This window comes from Enterobacter cloacae complex sp. I2, from assembly GCF_014896205.1.
GTDB classification, from domain to species: domain Bacteria; phylum Pseudomonadota; class Gammaproteobacteria; order Enterobacterales; family Enterobacteriaceae; genus Enterobacter; species Enterobacter quasihormaechei.
This window is the reverse complement of record NZ_JADBRA010000001.1, coordinates 38,576-56,986: the sequence shown is the minus strand read 5'-3', so window position 1 is coordinate 56,986 and position 18,411 is coordinate 38,576. Positions and strand designations below refer to the sequence as shown.

Genomic DNA, 18,411 nt, shown 5'->3' with positions numbered 1-18,411 from the left:
TCATAAAAATAATAAGATCATTTTTTGATCAAATTTGATGATGCTAATTTAAAGCACTTGGAAATATATTTTGTCCTTCTGGGTTAGTAATCTTTTTGGCTCAAATCTTATGCAGTAAATGATTTCATTTTTTACTGTTAATAATCGAAATAGTTTATTGATAAAATAATGACTGACCCTCTGACTGTATCAGCGGGCATCGCAACCGGTACGGCTGGCATTACTATCGCCACCTTCTTTCCGGAAGCAACGCCTGCGGTAATGCTGTGCTCGCTCGGCGGTGCGGCGCTATACGTGCTTTCTGCCGATGAGCATGAACCCTGGAAGCAAATCGTCTTCGCCATTATTTCGTTTATCGGCGGGATGTACTGCGCAGGAACGGCGGCTGACATCATCGCCGCCCTGATTAACGCCGCCCTCCATAAACTCACTCCGCCGGTGACCATTACGGTTTCCCGCCCGGTTGGTGCGCTGGTGGCCTCAGCCATTTCAGTAGCCGTTCTGCTTAAAGTTCTTGCCCGCTACCGTACCCGCAAGGGGGAAGGCAGAGAATGAACATCTATGTTTGGCTTTTACAAGCTAACGCCCTGGCGTGCCTGATCACGATGCTGCGCTTGCTGGTTGTCCGCAAGCGTGAGCGGAGCCGTATTATTTCGCTGGTGGCCTACGCGCTTATCCTCGCCTGCGGCTGGAAGGTTTTCCGGATCTGTACGGGAACGGGCCAGACGGACTGGGCGCAATTCGTTATAAACCTGTCGCTGTGCGTAACTGTGCTATTCGTCCGCGGCAAAGTTTCAAAAGTGGCCGGAGGGCTTAATGGCTGAATTACCCTGGATTAAAGAGGCCCGCCGTTTTATCGGTGAGCGTGAAATTAAAGGTAAAGAGAACAACCCGCTGATTGTGCAGTGGTGGAAAGACATTAAGCGCGGGGGCATTAAGGATGATGAAACGCCGTGGTGTGCAGCATTCACCGGGGCCATGCTGGAGCATGTCGGCATCCGTTCCACCCGTTTCGAGTCTGCAAAATCGTATCTGGATTGGGGCATCGAGCTGAAGGAGCCGTTATACGGCTGCGTGGTTGTGTTCACCCGTACAGGCGGTGGTCACGTTGGCTTTGTTGTTGGCCGGGATGAAAAAGGCAATCTGCTGGTGCTGGGTGGCAACCAGGGCGACGCGGTGAGTATTGCAGCTTTCAGCGTTTCGCGCGTCAGTGGTTATCGCTGGCCATCGGGAGTGGATTATCCGCAGCAGCCGCTTCCGGTGGGTAGCGCCGCCCCGTCAATGAGCGAAGCATGAACAGGCTGGTTATATTTGGCCTGGTGCTGGCCGTGGTTGCGCTGGGCTGGACCGCTGACCATTACTACGGAAAAGCGGTGGACTGGCGGGATAAATACCGCACTGTGTACAGCACCACCCAGCTGCAGGCCGACACCATAGACGACATGCAGGCCAGGCAGCAGTCTCTTGCTGCCCTCGATGCAAAACAATCGAAGGAATTAGCTGATGCACAAAATCAGATTGACGCTCTTGAGCGTGATGTTGCCGATGGCCTTAAGCTGCTGCGGCTCAACGCCCGTTGCCCCTCCATGCCAGCGGGTAAAACCTCCGGCCCCACCGGCGTGGATGATGGAGCCGGCCCCCGACTTACTCCAGCCGCTGAACGAAATTATTACACCCTCAGAAAGCGCATCGAAAAGGCTCGCGAGCAGATTGACGGCTTGCAGGACTACATACGCCAGCAATGCCTGAATTAAAAATCCTGGCGGGAATCCAGTAGGCCGGGTGCCGACAGAGGAACGGCAAGCTATTAACGTAGCTTCGTTTCTGTTAAATGCAAATAATTCCCATAGAAGCTGTTGAAATATAAGTTTTCGCTATGAATCAACTACGCCTCGCATTAGCGGGGCTTTTCTCAATATTAAGGAGTAGAAAATGGATTACCTTCTTTTGACGCTGGCAAGCATGGCAGTCGGCTTTTTTCTTGCTGTACGACTAAAGCGAAAGCGCTCCACGCTAGGCGATTAAGACTTTTGACTCAGGCATTGCAGAGTCGCCTTCAGTTATGGAGGGACCCAATCCAGAACAGTTAGGGTTGATAAAAGTAGTGCTTGCCATCTGGAAACATTTGTTACAAAGATAGTCCTTAATTAAGGTGATGTGTCGTTTCTAATTTTGTCGGCGTAAAGTGATTAAATCGCTGGAACCAATAATTCAAAAGGTAAATAAATGAAAAACAGAATCATGAAATCTCTCTGTGCTGCTTTTTTATTAGTGGGTGTTTCGAGTGCCGTTAATGCCGCTCCCGGAAACTGTGATGTTATCGGTGGTGGGGCTGGTTATAACGCAATCTTAACCCCAGAAAATGCCGAGGGATATGTTACAGCTACTACGTTTGAAGCGCTTAAGCAGTATGTGGATTCAGGAAAAAAGTTTATCTACGTTCCGGGTGATACAACAATTACCGTACCGAATATGCAGGCTGCATTACGTATCAAATCCGGGCAGACGGTGTTCAGTGACAGAGGGTTAAATGGCAGTGCCGGTGCATTGCTTGTAACTCCTTACCTCAATAATGGAGCCAACAGTTATCAGGTTCTCGAACTGGAAAGTAATTCACGCATTACAGGGTTCCGCATTCAGGGACCATCCGGTGAAACCACAACAAATAATAAAACAATTGGATTACAGTTTGTTACTGGCTCCTCCGGTGTTGAGGTGGATAACAACGAAATCTTTAACTGGCCGTGGGCTGGTGTCAGCGTCAAGACCTCTGTTGATAACAAGGTCCATCATAATTACATTCACGATAACATTCGTTCAGAGCTGGGGTATGGCGTTGTAGTACAAAACGGTAACGCTCAGACCGAAATCAGCTGTAATACCTTCAATGCCAATCGCCACGCGATTGCAGGTAGTGGTAATGATGGAGATGGGTACAATGCCCATGACAACCTCATCTTACCGGGCGGGGGGCGTGGAGCGTACCATCAATTCGATATGCACAAGGGTGCACAAGGACATGGCGGTAAATATGTAATTGCAAATGACAACATTTTTGACTATGGAGCTTATGGAACCTCTAATCGCTACAGTATTTACATCCGAGGTATTCCTACAGATGGCCCGATAACCGTAAAAGATAATATCTTCACCCAGCCATGGAATGTCGGAAGTCAATTTGCGGTTGGTGGTGTCGCTGGTTCAGTACCTTCTGTAGATGAAATCAAGGCAGCGAATAGATTCAACAAGAAAGCTACTTACACAATCAATGGGGATGGATTATGTCGAGTGAATGTGGTCGATCTCTCACTGCCCGTAAACTGTAGTTCAGTTTCTACAGTTCTAAATAAATAATGACTAAGCTAAGCCCTCTAAATAGCGAGGGCTTTGCATCATTTAGCTCCTCATCTGTAAACTGAAAATTTCTTTGTGATGGGTTTGAGAATTTCTGTATCACCGTAGATAGCTATTGCGACGAACTCGAGCTTCTCAATACAGGTAACCTTTGTATCATGGATCTGCTGCTCAGTAGACTGACCAAGCATCGTTGTGGTGAAGAAATTGTACGCCAGGTTGGCGTCTTTGCATTTCTGTAATGCAGTGGAAAGTTGATTACTGTTTTTGGCCTGCAGGATAACAACAGGATAATGGCTGAGATATGCATTTAGACCGGAGTCATCGTTAGGGTAATCCTGAAAGTTTTTGTCTTCAGCTTTTTGCATTATGCCTGAAGCTAGATGTCCCGTGGCGTTCATGAGCAATGCTGCATCCATGTTGCGGTTAACGATGATGTAGAGTTTTTTCTGGTTATCTTCGAACATTCATGTCTCCTGTCTAGTTCACTATATCAGCCAGCGCTTAAGCTTTGGTCGGCAGGATGGTAAGCATGAATTAAAAGTAAATTTTTGTTTGATGTCATCAAAAATGCATTACTTCTCACGGGTCCTTTCCGGCGTTTTTCGCACCACGGGGGCGCTAACCCGCAAAGTATCGCTACATATGAAAATTTTCGGGCTTTTTCCGTTTCCGTTCTTCTTCGCACTAACTCACTGAAAAACATAAAAACCACCCCCTGAAAGAAAGGAAATGAGAAGGCAAAAAACAGGTCCATTTCGGCATTTTCGTTTCCTTTCTCCTGAGTTGTGCAAGGAGTAAACAATGGAGGTCAATAAAAAAGCACTCGCCGATATTTTCGGGGTGAGCGTCCGCACGATTCAGAACTGGCAGGAGCAGGGGATGCCCGTTGCCCGCGGCGGCGGCAAGGGGAACGAGGTGCTTTACGATACCGTGGCCGCCATCGCCTGGTATACGGAACGCGATATCGCCATTGAAACCGAAAAGCTGAAGCGGGAGCTTGACGAACTCCGCACCGTTAGCGAGGACGAACCCGAGCCGGGTACCATAGATTACGAGCGCTACCGGCTTCTGAAGGCGCAGGCCACCGGGCAGGAGCTCAAAAACGCCCGAGATAGCCGCGAGGTGGTGGACACCGCCTTCTGTACCTTCGCGATGAGCAAAATTGCGGGGGAGATCGCCTCCATCCTGGACGCCATGCCGCTGGCCATACAGCGTCGCTATCCCGGTATGGACGAGCGTCACATCGAATTTATCAAGGCCGAGATCGCCCGGACGATGAACATCGCCGCCGGCGTAGGCCGTAAACTTCCAGCTTATCTTGATGAATATCTCCGACTCTCAGATAGATGAAATGATCCGCGCGGTTAATGCCGGATTAAGCAGCCTGTTCCGGCCCGTTCCCGTTTCGGCGGTGGAGTGGGCCGACAACGAGTATTACCTGCCGACAGAATCCTCCTATCAGGAGGGGAAGTGGGTCACGCTGCCTTTTCAGCGGGCCATTATGAACAGCATGGGTTCGGACCAGATCCGGGTCGTGAACGTCATCAAATCCGCGCGCGTGGGCTACTCCAAAATGCTGCTGGCCGTTTTTGCCTATATGACGGAGCACAAAAAGCGCAACCAGCTGCTGTTTCTACCCACCGACTCGGATGCCGAGAACTTTATGAAGTCGCACGTGGAGCCCACCATTCGCGACGTTCCCTGCCTGCTGGCGCTGGCGCCCTGGTACGGTAAAAAGCACCGAGACAACACGCTGGCCATGAAGCGCTACAGCCACGGCAAAATATTCTGGTGCCTGGGCGGGAAGGCGGCAAAAAACTACCGAGAAAAATCGGTGGACGTCGTGGGATATGACGAGCTGGCCTCGTTTGATGACGATATCGAAAAAGAAGGCTCACCCACATTCCTGGGCGACAAGCGAATTGAGGGCTCGATCTGGCGTAAGTCCATCCGCGGCTCCACCCCAAAAATTCGCGGCTCCTGCCAGATTGAACGCGCGGCCGGGGAATCAGAGTTGTTTATGCGTTTCCACGTGGCCTGCCCGCACTGCGGCGGGGAGCAGTTTTTAAAGTTCGGGGATAAAGAGACGCCCTACGGGCTCAAGTGGACTCCCGGTGAGCCGGACAGCGTATTTTATCTATGTGAGCACAACGGCTGCGTTATACGTCAGCCCGAACTGGATTTTATCCACGCCCGCTACGTCTGCGAACGGACCGGCGTCTGGACCCGCGACGGGCTGGACTGGTATTCCTCCGGCAATGAGGAAATACCTGCGCCGGAGAGCGTGACGTTCCATATCTGGACGGCCTACAGCCCCTTTACAACTTGGGGCCAGATTGTCCGCGACTGGATAAAAACGAAAGGTGATACCGGCAAGCAAAAAACCTTCGTCAACACCACCCTCGGCGAGACCTGGGAGGAGGCCGCCGGCGAGCAGCTGGACCATGAGGTGCTGCTGGCCCGCCGCGAGGCGTACGCATCACAGGTGCCGCCGGGTGCGGTCTACCTGACAGGCGGCATCGACTCTCAGACCAGCGGGCGCTATGAGTGCTACGTCTGGGGCTGGGGAGCAGGCGAAGAGGCCTGGCTGGTCGACAAGATTATTATTCTGGGCCGCATCGATGACGAGGAGACGCTTCGGCGCGTGGATGACGTGATCCGCCGCCAGTACCGGCGCGCCGACGGCACCCTGATGGGCGTCAGCCGCTGGGCGTGGGATACCGGGGGTATCGATCCGGATATCGTTTACCGCCGCTCGCTGAAGCTGGGGCCGCTCTGGGTCATCCCCATAAAGGGGGCCAGCAAGTACGGCGGCCCGGTGGCGGATATGCCCCGCACGCGCAACAAGCAGCGGGTCTATCTCACCATGGTGGGTACCGATACCGCCAAGGACCTGATACACCAGCGTCTGCAGCTGGAAGAGGGCCCCGGTTCCGTACACTTCCCGCTTGATGATGATCTGTTTGGTGAAACCGAGGCGAAGCAGATCACCGCCGAGGTGCTGGTGCCGAAGCCGCTCAACGGCCGCGTGGTCTACCGCTGGGACAATCAGGGGCGGCGCAACGAAACCCTCGACTGCTTCGTGTATGCCCTGGCCGCGCTGCGTATCAGTATTAGCCGCTTCCAGGTGAATCTGGAGCGCCTCAGTGAACAGCAGTCACAACCGCAAAAAAATACCGCCATATCACTCACCGAAATGGCGCGTCAGTTAGGAAGCCCGTAATGACAGACAGAATCACACTGCTTAAACGGCTGAAAGAGGCCGAGGATGCGCTGCATCAGCTGATGATCGGCAAGGCCGCCGTCTCGCTGTCGCGCGGCGATGCCGGCGGGAATAACCGCTCATACCAGTATGTCCAGGCGGATATCCCGCGCCTCGAGCGCTACATCAGCCAGCTTAAATCCCGGTTGGGCCTGTGCAGCGGTCGTGGCCGTCCAGCAGGAGTCCGGGTATGACGCCGCAGCTCGTATGCGCCGACGGCATCACCCCGTTAAAACGCGAGGCGGCCTACAACGGGGCCGGTCCGGGATTTGGCGGCCAGCTTGAGGGCTGGCGGGCGCCGCAGCAGAGCCCCGACGCCGCGCTGCTGCCCACGTTCTACCGGGGCAACGCCCGGGCGGATGACCTGGTGCGCAATAACGGTATTGCCTCGAACGCGGTGCAGCTGCACCAGGATCACGTGGTCGGCAACCTCTTCAAGCTGAGCTACCGCCCGAACTATCACTATCTCGGCATCAGCCGGGAGGATGCGCGGGCGATGGCGAAGGACGTGGAGGCCGCCTGGTCGGAATACGCCGAAGATCCGCACTGCCTGATTGATATCGAGCGGCGCCGGACCTTCACCATGATGATCCGCGAGGGGGTGGCCACACACGCATTTAACGGTGAGGCCTGCGTTCAGCCGGTCTGGGAGGCCGCGCCCGGGAGCCTGTTCCGGACCTGCTTCAAGATGGTCAGCCCCAAGCGCATCCGCAATCCGGGACGCGGGGCGGACACGCCGCAGCGCCGCGCGGGGGTGGAAATCAACCGCAACGGCGCGCCGGTCGGGTACTGGATCGAGGAGGATACCTACCCGAACCGGGGGACGGGGAAATGCCGGCGCATACCGGCACGCCTGAGCAACGGCCGCCCGGCCTTCATCCACATTTTCGAGCCGCTGGAGGACGGGCAAACCCGCGGGGACAACATTTTCTACAGCGTGCTGGAGCGCCTCAAGATGCTGGACACCCTTCAGCAGACCCAGCTGCAGTCGGCCGTCGTGCAGGCCATGTATGCCGCCACCATTGAGAGCGAGCTGGATACGGAAAAAGCCCTGGAATATATCGGGGGAGCGGATGTTAACGACCCTGAAAACCCGCTCAACAGGATGATTGCCCACAGCATTGCCTACTACCAGGGGGCCAACATCCGCCTGGGCGGCGTGCGGGTGCCGCACCTTAAGCCCGGCGACTCCCTGAACCTTCAGACCGGACGCAGCGCGGATAACGGGTTCTCGGCGCTCGAGGCCTCCATCCTGCGCAATATTGCCGCCGGTACCGGCGTGTCCTACGAGGAGCTTTCCCGCGACTACAGCCGGGTGAGTTACTCCAGCGCGCGGGCCAGCGCCAACGTCAGCTGGCGCTTTTACATGGGCCGCCGCCGGTTTATCGCCGCCCGCCAGGCCTCGCAGATGTTTGCCTGCTGGTTCGAGGAGGCCGTGGCCCGCGCCATTATCAGCCTGCCACCGAAAGCCCGGTACGCCTTTAATGAGGCCCGCAACGCCTGGACCAACGCGCTGTGGATTGGGGCGGGGCGCATGGCCATCGACGGGCTGAAGGAGGTCCAGGAGAGCGCCATGCGCATCACCGCCGGGCTCAGCACCTTCCAGCACGAGCTGGCCCTGCAGGGGCTGGACTACGAGGAGGTGTTTGAGCAGCAGGAGTTTGAAATCACCCGCCGCCGGCAGCTGGGGCTCAGCGATCCGGACTGGGCGGTCACCGCGCCCTCTGATACCAGGGAGCCGGACAATACACGAGGAAAAAACAACGATGAGCTGGACTAACTATCCGCACCTCGCTGCCCGCGTGCTCAACCAGCCGTTAATGATGGATCCCGCCTGGGCGCAGGGGTTTTTCAACACGCTGGGGGAACGGCTGGGAGCGACCGCGGTAAAGGAGCCTGCCGACACGGAGGGGCTTTCTCCGCAGGGTGCCTGGGAAGGTGGTCGGGAACGAGAAACCCGGCCTTACCGGGTGGAGCAGGGCATTGCGGTCATCGGCATTACCGGCACGCTGGTTCACAAATTCGGATACATGAAGCCGCTGTGCGGCATGACGGGCTACGACGGTATTGTGGCGCGAATGAGCATGGCCATCAGCGATCCGGACGTGAAGGGTGTGCTGCTGGACATTGACTCGCCCGGCGGGGAGGTGTCCGGCGCGTTTGATACGGCCGACCTCATTGCCCGTATGGGAAAAATCAAGCCCGTCTGGGCGCTCGCGGGCGATGCGGCCACGTCGGCGGCCTACCTGCTGGCCTCGGCGTGCAGCCGCCGGCTCATCACCCAGACCGGCACCGTGGGCTCCATTGGCGTGGTGGTGGCCCACCGCTGCGTGGAAAAACAGCTGGAAAAGGCCGGTGTGGCCATCACCCTGATCCATGCCGGCGCGCACAAGGTTGACGGTAACCCCTACGAGTCGCTGCCGGAAGATGTGCGCAAGGATATCCAGGCCCGGGTCGATGAGACCCGCATGATGTTCGCACAGAAGGTCAGCGATCATACCGGTTTGTCAATGAAGACGGTGACGGGCACGGAGGCCAGGACCTTTGACGGCGAAGAGGCGGTCAGGCTGGGCCTGGCGGATGAAGTGATTAATTACGCGGACGCGGTGAGCACCATGTCCGAATTTCTTAAGCAAAAAGGAGGGCTGATGAAGCCGGAAAACACCACGGCAGTGGCAACCGCAGAAACCCCTGCACCCACCGCTATCGCCGAAAATAACCTTAACACCGCCGAAATGACGGCGGCTGCTGCCGCGCAGGAGCGTGAGCGCATCATGGGTATTCTGTCCTGCGACGAGGCGAAAGGGCGCGAAGCGCTGGCGCAGGCGCTGGCCGCCACGCCGGGCATGAGCGCCGACGCCGCGCGAACCATTCTGATGGCCTCGCCCGTGGCCGCCCAGGCGCGAACCGAAACGGCGCTGGACGCGCTGATGGCGAAAGAGTCCCCCGAGCCTGTGGAGACCGGGGCGGGCAAGCCGTCCGCGCAGGAAAGCCGCCTGTCCGGACTCAGAAAAGCCGCTGCACGACTGGAAGGAGCCGCCCATGAGTGAGATTCAGATTTTTGAGCACGATGATTTTATTCTCGGCCCTGACCTGCCGGTGAGCACCACGGGGATCCTGTCCGCCGATATGAACGCCGCACGCCTGACGCCGCTGATGGTCTCAGCCGACGGCACGCTGGCGCTCTGGGACGGCACTCAGGGCACGGCCATCGGGCTGACCGCGATGGTCACTGATGCGGTCGCGGGCGATGCCGTCTGCTATTACATCAGGGGCGGATTCCGCGCCTCGCAGGTTGCCTGGCCGAAAGTGACCGAGAGCGACGGCGGAGCTGACGGCGGCGAGGCCAAAGCTTCAGAGCGTGAGCTGACGGAGGCAGAGAAAAGCACCGCTTTTGCCGGCACCGCTATCCATCTCGGTTAATTCTTTTTTCTGTCCTTTTTTATCACCGCCTCCGGGCGGTTTTTTTGTGAGAAAAATTCATGAGCGATTTTTACACCATGCGTGAACTTCTGGATGTCTTTCCCCAGCCGTTCAAATTCGACCAGCTTTTTCTGAAGCTGTTTTTCCGCGAAATCTATACCTTCCAGACGGAGGAGGTGTTCCTGGACAAAATTCCGGGCGACGTGGCCATGGCCGTGTACTGCGCGCCGCTGGTCACCGGCAAGGTGGACCACACTCGTGGCGGCAAAACCTGGTCTTTCAAGCCGGGTTACACCAAGCCGAAGCACACCGTGAATCCGGGCCAGCTGATTAAGCGCCTGCCGGGAGAAGATCCGGACGAGCCGATGAGCCTGGCCGACCGCCGCAATGCCATCATCATTCAAAACCTGCAGGATGAGGACATGGCCATCAAGCAGCTCGAAGAGTACCAGGCGGTGCAGGCCGTGCTGTACGGCAAGTACACCCTGACCAGCGACAATTTCCCGACCTACGAAATTGACATGCAGCGCAGCGCGTCGAACAACATTGCACAGACAGACGGTACGGCCTGGTCGAAACAGGACCGCGACACTTACGATCCGGCCGCGGACATCGATGCCTGGGCGGATTATGCCTCCGGCGCGGTGGATATTATGGTGATGGACGGGAAGACCTGGACCCTGCTGAACAGCTTTAAGCTGTTCCGCGAAAAAATGGACACCCGCCGCGGTTCGAACAGCCAGATGGAAACCGCCCTGAAGGACCTTGGCGCGGTGGTGAGCCATAAGGGCTACTACGGCGACGTGGCGGTGGTGGTCTATAAGGGCCAGTACATCGATCCGGAGACGAAATCCAAAACCCGCTACCTGCCCGATAACACGCTGATCCTGGGTAATACCCAGGTCAGGGGTTTTCGTACCTATGGTGCCATTGTTGACGCCGATGCGTTTAAAGAAGGGCTGACCGAAGGCACCCGCTACCCGAAAAACTGGATCCAGCAAGGCGATCCGTCAATTGAGCAGACCATGACCCAGTCCGCGCCGGCGATGGTGCTGCCGGATCCGGACGCCTTTGTGGTGGTATCCCTTAAATAAGTGTTAACGGGGGCGTATGCCCCCTTTTCCGGAGACAAAACATGACTAAACCTGAATTAATTGCCGCGCTGAAGGACCTGAGTGAAAAGCTGGGACGTCCGCTCAGCACCGAGGGAAACGTGGCCGAACTGGAAGCACGTCTGGCGGAAGCACAGGCCGAAGCCGGGTTGCTGGATGATGAACAGGACGGCGAGACAATGACGCAGAACCACCCCCAAAAAGAGTCAGATCAAAATCATGCCCCGGCATCCTCATCCGGATCCGGCGATCGCCGCTTCATTCGCGTGCTGCATGCGCTGGATGTTTTTCACTACCCGGCAGGGCGCAGCCTCGCGGTCAGGGCCATCATCCAGCCCGGTGAAGTCATTGCGGTGAGTACGGACGATGCCGCGGCCTGCATTGCGGCAAGGCATGCGGAGGACGCATGAGTTTCGTCCGTGACCTTGCGGCTGGTGATGAGCAGATGATGGGGACGTTCGCGGAGCCTGGCGGCGTCACGCTCTGGCCGGACACCTCCCGGCGCACCGTTATTCATGCCATATACGATGCCCCCTGGCAGGGCACGGACGTGCCAAATGGCGGACAAATCCAGGGGCGTGATGCCTGTTTTACGGCTTTTGACCGGGATATTGCCGGTCTGGAAAAGGGGGATGCTGTCGTTGTGCGGGGTGTAATGCAGTCTGTGAAAAGCCTGCAGCCTGACGGTACCGGCCTGACGGTGGTGTACCTGTCTGAGTATCAGAAATCAGCGTACGACCGTTCCGGAGGGCTGCTATGACCGGTTTTTATCTCGATGCCGGCGAGCTGAAGGCCCTGGCCGAGCGTGTGGGCGCCACTTCCGCGCAGATGAGTGGCGCCTATAACAAAGCCCTGCGGGGTACGCTGGCAAAATACCGGCGGGAAGCGCTGAATCTGATGATGGCGCAGACCAGCGCAAAAGATAAAAAAGCCCTGCAGCGACGGGTAAAAACGTTCGGCCAGCGGCTCGCCCTGACGTCGGCGGCACCGGGGCAGGGCAAACTCTGGTTTGGACTTAACGCCCTGCCGGTGAGCGCGGTGAAAGGCCACATGGAGGCGCCAGCGCAGCCGGCGCGCCGGCGCGATGCCCGCGGCCGGTTCGTGCGCATAAACGGGGCGCGTGGGGCGACCTTCACGCCTGGCTCTTCGCAGCTTGCCACGTTTTCCTTCCCGGATTCGTTTATTGGTATTGTGCGCGGACGTGAAAGCATCTGGCAGCGTAACGGCCGCGGGTTCGTGCACGAGGCTACGGTGCCGATTTACGGCCCGGTGCGTCGCGCAGTTTCGGACGATTTGTACCGGGAGATGAACGACGAGCTGCTTAAGCGCTTTGAGCAGGACATGAAGGGGCGCATCGCTGCCGGCATTAAGTAAGAGGGTATTTTGATGAACGGAGTGGGATATCTGAGCGAGTATCAGGACGCGGTTAAGGCGGCGCTGATGCAAATCCCCTGGGCGAAAACGGTCTGCCTCTATCCTGATATCCCGGCAGGTTTTCCGACGCCGGCTATTTTTTTTGACGTGGCCGCGTGGCGGCAGGCGGATAAGGATCTGGGCGGTAACCTCACGCTCGAGCTGAGCTGCAACCTTTTCGTCCTGCGCCATTTTTCAGTTGGCGGGGCGGACGATCCGGAAGGCAGAAGCGAAAGCGCCGACACGCGGGTGCGTAACGCCGCGCTGAAAATTTCCGACTGGGTTCACGGTCGCCAGTTCGGACGGAGCACCGCGCCGGCGGAGTTTATCAGCGCCGAGCCGGTTATCTGGCAAAAAGGCGAAGGTGGAGCTGACCATGCGGTCTGGAGCGTGAGCTTTACCCAGCGCCTGGCGGTCGGGGCCGATCCGTTCGACGAGCCGGACGCGCCGCGGCTGAGAGAATTCTGGCTGGGTATTTTCCCGGACGTGGGCGCCGGCCATGAGCAGGACTACACGCTGATTGCGAAGGAGGAGTGATGGCGATTTACCGCGGCTGCACGCTGCTGCTTAACGGTTTTCAGCTCTCCGACATGGTGGCCTACACCCCGCCGGCGCTGCGGATAACAAAAAAACTTTTCCGCGCCGGCAACATGAACGCCCCGGTTCCGGTGGACACGGGCACGGAGGAGCTGACGGCGACCTACAAAATTCCGGGCATGGACCACTCCGCCTTTCTCCTGTTCGGCGCGGTACCGGGCGTTAAGGCCCGTCTCACCGTCCGGCGGGCCTACCGCGGCGTGATGGACGGCGTAACGTTCCTCGAAGAGCAAGTGGAGGGATTTATCAGCGATATCAGCAGCGACGAGCACGGGGCAGACAACCGTTCGGACGTCGGGCAGGTGATGACCGTCTCTGCGAACTACTACAGCGTGATGGTTAACGGGATGATTCCGCTGCTGGAGATTAACCCGCTGCTGGGTATTCGTCGTGTTGCCGGCATTAACGTGCTGAGCCTGTCGGATAACGTTGTCTCAGATATCAGGAGTCTTATCGGTGAGCTTTAATCCGCTTTCGGTTATTTCCGCGAACGTGCGCGAGCAGGCGGAGAACTGGCTGGACGAGCTGCCGCCGCTGATGGCCTGGGGCAGCTTTATTTTTTCCCTGAGCACCCTAGCCTATCAGCGCCTCACAGTGCAGGAGGGCTGGAGCTGGGCCGCGCAGCCGCGCATCGGGCAGACGGAGCGCCTGCAGTACACCGGGAAAAAAGCCCCCACCATCCAGTTCGAGGGGGAAATCTACGCCGCGCTGGTGAATGACTCGCTCCTGACCAGCGCCCTCGAGTCCTACGGGCTGTTTTCGTCTGCGGGCGTGGATCCGGTTGAGCAGCTGCGCGCCCAGGCGAACCTCGGCATGCCGTACATGCTGGTCACCGGCACCGGACGGATAATGGGGTACTGGGCCATGACGCAGCTGAGCCAGGTGATGGACACCTTCGGGCTGAACGGCCAGCAGACGCACCAGACCGTTTCCCTGACGCTGCAGTATTACGGCGCTACGCGTGCCGGCATCGCGGACGATCTGTCCGCGCTGAAGACCACCTCAAAAAGCGAAAAAATTAGTTCGGCATTTAACGATATGACGGATTTTCTGGGGGATTACCTGTGAGCATGGAGTACACGCTGGCTGAGATGTGGCGACGAATGAACAACATGATCCGCCGGGGCACGGTGCACAGCGTGCAGGTTAAACCGCCCCGCGTGCGTATAACGTTCGGCGTGGATCCTGTAAATAACACGGAGCACGTTTCGGCCTGGCTGCCGTGGTACACCCGCGCCGATGCCGGCGTGCAGGAGTGGAGCGTGCCGGCGGTGGGATGTCCGGCCACGGTGCTGAGCGAGGGAGGCGACCTGCGAAACGGCGTGGCGCTAATCGGGATGATCACCGACGACCAGACACCGGCTGGGGAAGGGGGTGACATCTACGTTACGCGCTACGGGAACGGGGCCAGCGTGAGCTGTGACACGGCCGGAAATGCCATGGCCGTCAGCCTGCCCGATGGCGGAACCCTGACGGTGACCTGCCCCGGCGGGGCAACGCTTAAAGGCGATTTGACGGTGGAGGGGAATATAAACGCAACGGGCGACGTGGCGGATAAAACCGGCACGCTGCAGGGGGTGCGTGACACCTTCAATCAGCACGATCACCAGGAGAACGGTGACGGAGGGGGAACGACGAATCCGCCGAATCAGAAGATGTAATGTCGACCGAATGCGTTTTCCTGAAATTACTGGGGGGAGTGCCGTACTTTTTAGTAAATCGTTTTGTTAATTCGTTTAAATTTTGATAACCATAATCCATAGCTATCTCTGTGATTTTTTTGCTGGTATGAATGAGTTCATATTCAATTTTTTCCATGCGCAAATCATTAATGTACTGCAGCAGGCTTTTTCCTGTGTGTTGCTTGAATATCCTGTGCATATAAAAACTGGAATAACCGCTCAGCCTGCAGATTTCGTGAGCAGTAATTTTTTTATGCGCAATATTGTCAGCTATATATTTTTTTAAATCCTTGACGACACTTTGGTGAATTTTTTTTGATGAATTAAGCATGTCCCCTCCTGCATAAATCATACCCACTTCATCTCTTTTACAAAGTCAGTAAATCTTGTGTTTTGTTACTGAACGCTTCGCTTGTTGAAAACAGGGGTGATTTATTTCGTTCCTGTTGAATATTTGTGACAGATATTTAAGGAGACTCGTTATCAAAGGCATGAACCGAAACACAGGCGCAGTGCTGTCCGGTACGGCGCACATCCGCCAGTCCGTTCAGGACATTCTCTCTACCCCCACCGGCACGCGGGTAATGCTGCCGGAATACGGCAGCGATTTACTCACCCTTGTTGACGCCCCTGACGACAGGCTGACGCAAATCCGGCTGGTGATGGCCACCGCCGTCGCGCTGGATAAATGGGAGCCGCGCATCACCGTGCAGTCGGTCTCCGCCAGCCGGACGGGGGCGGGGCGGCTCACGGTTGACCTGACGACCACCGATACCGAAACGCAGAAAATTATTCGCCTGGAGGGGCTGACGGTTTGAACACGATTGATTTAAGCCAGCTGCCGCCGCCGGCGGTGCTGGAGATGCCGCTCTTTAAAGAGCAGAAGGCCATGAGGCTTGCCGAGCTGCAGGGCCTGGACAGCACATTTAACGCGCTGCTGGAAAGCGACCCGGCGATGAAGCTGCTGGAAATTCTCGTTTACCGGGAAATGGTCAACATTGCCCGGTTTAACAGCGGCGCGCTGGCCACGCTGCTGGCCTATGCGAAAGGCGCTGACCTTGACCAGCTTGGCGCTAACTTTGATGTGGCGCGTCAGGTGGTCAGCCCGGCAGACGAGACCACCATCCCGCCGACGGCTGCGGTGATGGAGGATGATGACAGCTACCGCCGGCGCATCCGCCTGTCCTGGTATGCCCGTAACACCGCCGGCTCGCGCGAGGCGTATGAGTATTATGCCCGCGACGTGGGCAGTGTGGTCCTCGATGCGCATGCTTATGGACCGCCGGACACTGACCCGGGCTATGTGGACGTCTATGTACTGTCTGCTGAAGGTGACGGCACGCCGTCGGCTGAACTGCTGGCCGCCGTGAATGAGGCCCTGAGCCCGGAGGATGTTCGCCCGCTGACAGATTTTGTCACCGTGAAGGCGCCGGAGATTGTCGGCTACAGCGTTGACGCCACGCTGGTTATCAGCAACGGGCCGGATACCGACGCGGTGGTGGCGGCCGCAAAGGAGGCGCTGGCCACGTACACGGAGAGCGTACATAAAATTGAAACGGATGTTTCTCTGGCCGGTATTTACGCGGCGCTGAAGCAGGCGGGCGTGGATGACGTGATTCTGCGTTCGCCCGCCGCGACGCTGGCCGTCGGCGTGGGGCAGGCTTCCTGGTGTGAGAGCGTGACGATTTCCACGCAGGAGCCGGACTGATGGCCGTTAAGTCACTTCTGCCACCCAGTTCGACCGCGGCAGAACGCGCCCTTGAGCAGGTGATGGCGCACGTGGGGGATTTACCCCTTGATATCCGTACCGTTAAAAATCCCGACACCTGCCCGGCGGTGCTGCTGCCCTGGCTTGCCTGGGAGTACGCCATTACCTGGTGGGATGAGAGCTGGACTGAAGCGCAGAAGCGCAGCGTGATTAAAAGCGCCGCCGGCGTCAATAAGCGGCGCGGTACCGTCAGTGCGGTCAAACGCGCGCTCGCCGCCGTGGATTATCCCTGCGACGTTATCGAGTGGTTTAACGACACGCCAGTCGCGGCAGCCTACACCTTCCGGGTGGTCATTCACGGCAACCGAATTTCAGAGGAGACGCTGAGGCGCCTGGCCCTGCAGGTGAACGATGCCAAAAACGCCCGCAGCCTGCTGTCGGGCATCAGCATCACCGAGCAGGTCATCACCGGGGAAGCCTGGACGGGCGGCGCCATTTTTTCCAGGCAATCTGTAACCATTGAGGCAAAAAGAAGAGATGGGTGAGTATTACATCATTATTACCGATGCCGGCGTGGCGCTGGAAGCCTCGGCACATGCTGCCGGCGAGCCGGTGGTGCTGAATGCGTTCGGCGTATGTGACGGCGGAGCCGCCTTTAGGCCGGACCCGGCACAGACGACTCTCGCGAATGAGGTGTATCGCGGGGATATCAGTTCCCTGTCCGTCAGCGCAGACGATACGTCGGTGCTGGAGGCGCAGTGCATCATTCCGGCCTCAAGCGGGGGCTACACCATCCGCGGGATAGGCCTTTACGCCGGGGATACGCTCTACGCGGTCGGGAACTACCCTGACCAGCCGAAGCCTGCACCGGACAGCGGCTACGCGGCCTCCCTTGAAATACTGGCGCAGCTGGCCGTGTCGGATACGGCAGACGTGACGCTGAACGTCACCGACGGAACCTGGCTGACAAAAACGGAGGGTGACCAGCTTTATGTCCCCCTGACGCGAAAGGTCAATGGCCACGAACTGACGGCCGACCTTACCTTAACGCCTGCCGATATTGGTGCAGTTCCCCCTGAGCGAACTATCAATGGCCATGCTCTGAAGGCGGACGTCAACGTAACGGCACAGGACATCTTCAACGGTCAGGCAATCGGGCTTTCGACCGAGGATCTGGATACGTTAAAAACGCCGGGTATTTATTACCAGCCACTTAATGCCAATGCCTCAGCCGCGAGGCACTATCCAGAAAACAACGCAGGAACACTGCTGGTTTATAAAAATGCTGGCGTGACGCAGGTTTATATCGTTTACAACAGTTCTCGTACTTACACGCGTAGCCAGTATTCTACGGGAGCATGGACTACCTGGGCTAAACAATACGATACAGCCAACAAACCTACCCCCGAAGATATCGGCGCCCTGAATGCTGACGGTAATGCCGTATCAGCCACGAAGCTGCAGACGGCGCGTAAAATTGGAGGCGTGGCGTTCGATGGTACCGCAGATATCAGTCTGCCGGGCGTGAACACCCAGGGCAACCAGAGTACCACGGGTAACGCGGCCAGCGCGACGAAGCTACAGACGGCCCGCACCATTAACGGTGTGGCGTTCGACGGCACGGCGAACATCACTCTTCCTCTTGTCGGCAGTCTACAGAATGGCAGCTACATTCTTGGGCATGTGGGCCCGCAGAATCTGGAGGCGGGTGCAACGCTTGCCGGCTCACAGATCATCCCTTCATGTGTTTCCTATAACGATAATTACCGGGCCGCCGTTTTGTGGGGGGGAAGTGCGCTGGCCGGCACGTGGCGGCTCTGCGGTCATCTTAGTACCCAGGACACTTCGAGGGGAAAC

Annotated in this window: 23 protein-coding genes and 3 pseudogenes; 24 read left to right on the top strand and 2 right to left on the bottom strand. The window is 57.4% G+C overall.

Annotated elements, in window-relative coordinates:
• Window positions 1-168: 168 nt before the first annotated feature.
• From IM300_RS00355 to IM300_RS00335, 5 genes and pseudogenes are all read left to right on the top strand, one after another.
• Complete coding sequence (locus IM300_RS00355; protein WP_193034782.1) at window positions 169-555, top strand: putative holin; 387 nt, start codon at window positions 169-171, stop codon at window positions 553-555.
• Entirely contained in the window at window positions 552-824 is a 273-nt protein-coding gene (locus IM300_RS00350; protein ID WP_193034780.1) for a phage holin family protein, read from the top strand. Before IM300_RS00355 ends, IM300_RS00350 begins: the two co-directional genes overlap by 4 nt.
• The gene (locus tag IM300_RS00345) at window positions 817-1,296 is read left to right on the top strand and encodes a TIGR02594 family protein (protein WP_193034778.1); all 480 of its coding nucleotides are present in this window, start codon (window positions 817-819) and stop codon (window positions 1,294-1,296) included. The genes IM300_RS00350 and IM300_RS00345 overlap by 8 nt, the downstream gene beginning before the upstream one ends.
• Before the next feature lie 207 nt (window positions 1,297-1,503).
• A pseudogene (locus IM300_RS00340) lies at window positions 1,504-1,686 on the top strand (Rz1 family lipoprotein); the annotation flags it as partial.
• A 540-nt stretch (window positions 1,687-2,226) separates the two neighbouring features.
• Entirely contained in the window at window positions 2,227-3,354 is a 1,128-nt protein-coding gene (locus tag IM300_RS00335; RefSeq protein ID WP_226841919.1) for a right-handed parallel beta-helix repeat-containing protein, read from the top strand.
• A gap of 50 nt (window positions 3,355-3,404) precedes the next feature.
• Here IM300_RS00335 and IM300_RS00330 read toward each other — a convergent pair whose 3' ends face one another.
• Window positions 3,405-3,821, bottom strand: a complete 417-nt coding sequence (locus IM300_RS00330) for a DUF2000 domain-containing protein (protein WP_193034774.1) — start codon at window positions 3,819-3,821, stop codon at window positions 3,405-3,407.
• Window positions 3,822-4,158: 337 nt separating this feature from the next.
• Between IM300_RS00330 and IM300_RS00325 the strand changes: the two genes are divergently transcribed.
• The 14 genes from IM300_RS00325 to IM300_RS00260 are packed head-to-tail and all read left to right on the top strand — an operon-like array spanning window position 4,159 to window position 14,825.
• Entirely contained in the window at window positions 4,159-4,707 is a 549-nt protein-coding gene (locus tag IM300_RS00325) for a terminase small subunit (protein WP_193034772.1), read from the top strand.
• Window positions 4,679-6,580, top strand: coding sequence for a phage terminase large subunit family protein (locus tag IM300_RS00320; protein ID WP_193034770.1), 1,902 nt, complete (start codon window positions 4,679-4,681; stop codon window positions 6,578-6,580). The genes IM300_RS00325 and IM300_RS00320 overlap by 29 nt, the downstream gene beginning before the upstream one ends.
• Window positions 6,580-6,813, top strand: a complete 234-nt coding sequence (gene gpW, locus IM300_RS00315; RefSeq protein ID WP_193034768.1) for a gpW family head-tail joining protein — start codon at window positions 6,580-6,582, stop codon at window positions 6,811-6,813. The genes IM300_RS00320 and gpW overlap by 1 nt, the downstream gene beginning before the upstream one ends.
• Complete coding sequence (locus IM300_RS00310; protein ID WP_193034766.1) at window positions 6,810-8,399, top strand: phage portal protein; 1,590 nt, start codon at window positions 6,810-6,812, stop codon at window positions 8,397-8,399. Before gpW ends, IM300_RS00310 begins: the two co-directional genes overlap by 4 nt.
• Window positions 8,386-9,669, top strand: a complete 1,284-nt coding sequence (locus tag IM300_RS00305) for a S49 family peptidase (protein WP_193034764.1) — start codon at window positions 8,386-8,388, stop codon at window positions 9,667-9,669. Before IM300_RS00310 ends, IM300_RS00305 begins: the two co-directional genes overlap by 14 nt.
• Window positions 9,662-10,042: a hypothetical protein gene (locus IM300_RS00300; RefSeq protein ID WP_193034759.1), complete on the top strand. Its 381-nt coding sequence runs from the start codon at window positions 9,662-9,664 to the stop codon at window positions 10,040-10,042. Before IM300_RS00305 ends, IM300_RS00300 begins: the two co-directional genes overlap by 8 nt.
• Window positions 10,043-10,101: 59 nt before the next feature.
• Entirely contained in the window at window positions 10,102-11,136 is a 1,035-nt protein-coding gene (locus IM300_RS00295) for a major capsid protein (protein ID WP_193034757.1), read from the top strand.
• A gap of 41 nt (window positions 11,137-11,177) precedes the next feature.
• Window positions 11,178-11,564 carry a DNA-packaging protein FI gene (gene gpFI / locus IM300_RS00290; protein WP_193034755.1) on the top strand — a complete coding sequence of 129 codons (387 nt, stop codon included), beginning with the start codon at window positions 11,178-11,180 and terminating at the stop codon, window positions 11,562-11,564.
• Window positions 11,561-11,914 carry a hypothetical protein gene (locus IM300_RS00285; protein ID WP_193034753.1) on the top strand — a complete coding sequence of 118 codons (354 nt, stop codon included), beginning with the start codon at window positions 11,561-11,563 and terminating at the stop codon, window positions 11,912-11,914. The genes gpFI and IM300_RS00285 overlap by 4 nt, the downstream gene beginning before the upstream one ends.
• A complete protein-coding gene (locus IM300_RS00280; RefSeq protein ID WP_193034751.1) occupies window positions 11,911-12,528 on the top strand; it encodes a hypothetical protein in 618 nt (205 codons plus the stop codon). The genes IM300_RS00285 and IM300_RS00280 overlap by 4 nt, the downstream gene beginning before the upstream one ends.
• Before the next feature lie 12 nt (window positions 12,529-12,540).
• Window positions 12,541-13,104, top strand: a complete 564-nt coding sequence (locus IM300_RS00275; protein ID WP_193034749.1) for a hypothetical protein — start codon at window positions 12,541-12,543, stop codon at window positions 13,102-13,104.
• Window positions 13,104-13,631, top strand: coding sequence for a phage major tail tube protein (locus tag IM300_RS00270; RefSeq protein WP_193034747.1), 528 nt, complete (start codon window positions 13,104-13,106; stop codon window positions 13,629-13,631). The genes IM300_RS00275 and IM300_RS00270 overlap by 1 nt, the downstream gene beginning before the upstream one ends.
• Window positions 13,621-14,232: a phage tail protein gene (locus tag IM300_RS00265; protein ID WP_193034745.1), complete on the top strand. Its 612-nt coding sequence runs from the start codon at window positions 13,621-13,623 to the stop codon at window positions 14,230-14,232. Before IM300_RS00270 ends, IM300_RS00265 begins: the two co-directional genes overlap by 11 nt.
• A 2-nt stretch (window positions 14,233-14,234) precedes the next feature.
• Window positions 14,235-14,825, top strand: a complete 591-nt coding sequence (locus tag IM300_RS00260; RefSeq protein ID WP_226841951.1) for a phage baseplate assembly protein V — start codon at window positions 14,235-14,237, stop codon at window positions 14,823-14,825.
• Here IM300_RS00260 and IM300_RS00255 read toward each other — a convergent pair.
• The gene (locus tag IM300_RS00255) at window positions 14,755-15,177 is read right to left on the bottom strand and encodes a helix-turn-helix transcriptional regulator (RefSeq protein WP_193034741.1); all 423 of its coding nucleotides are present in this window, start codon (window positions 15,175-15,177) and stop codon (window positions 14,755-14,757) included. The genes IM300_RS00260 and IM300_RS00255 overlap by 71 nt on opposite strands.
• A 160-nt stretch (window positions 15,178-15,337) precedes the next feature.
• Between IM300_RS00255 and IM300_RS00250 the strand changes: the two genes are divergently transcribed.
• The 5 genes and pseudogenes from IM300_RS00250 to IM300_RS22785 all read left to right on the top strand — a co-directional run.
• On the top strand, window positions 15,338-15,664 hold the full coding sequence (locus IM300_RS00250; protein WP_226841916.1) for a GPW/gp25 family protein: 327 nt from the start codon (window positions 15,338-15,340) through the stop codon (window positions 15,662-15,664).
• Window positions 15,661-16,554, top strand: a complete 894-nt coding sequence (locus IM300_RS00245; RefSeq protein ID WP_226841913.1) for a baseplate J/gp47 family protein — start codon at window positions 15,661-15,663, stop codon at window positions 16,552-16,554. The genes IM300_RS00250 and IM300_RS00245 overlap by 4 nt, the downstream gene beginning before the upstream one ends.
• Window positions 16,554-17,099 carry a phage tail protein I gene (locus IM300_RS00240; RefSeq protein WP_193034739.1) on the top strand — a complete coding sequence of 182 codons (546 nt, stop codon included), beginning with the start codon at window positions 16,554-16,556 and terminating at the stop codon, window positions 17,097-17,099. Before IM300_RS00245 ends, IM300_RS00240 begins: the two co-directional genes overlap by 1 nt.
• Window positions 17,092-17,490, top strand: a pseudogene (locus IM300_RS00235) (phage tail protein); the annotation flags it as partial. The gene IM300_RS00240 and the pseudogene IM300_RS00235, both read left to right, overlap by 8 nt.
• A gap of 489 nt (window positions 17,491-17,979) precedes the next feature.
• Window positions 17,980-18,192, top strand: a pseudogene (locus IM300_RS22785) (phage tail protein); the annotation flags it as partial.
• Window positions 18,193-18,411 lie beyond the last annotated feature (219 nt).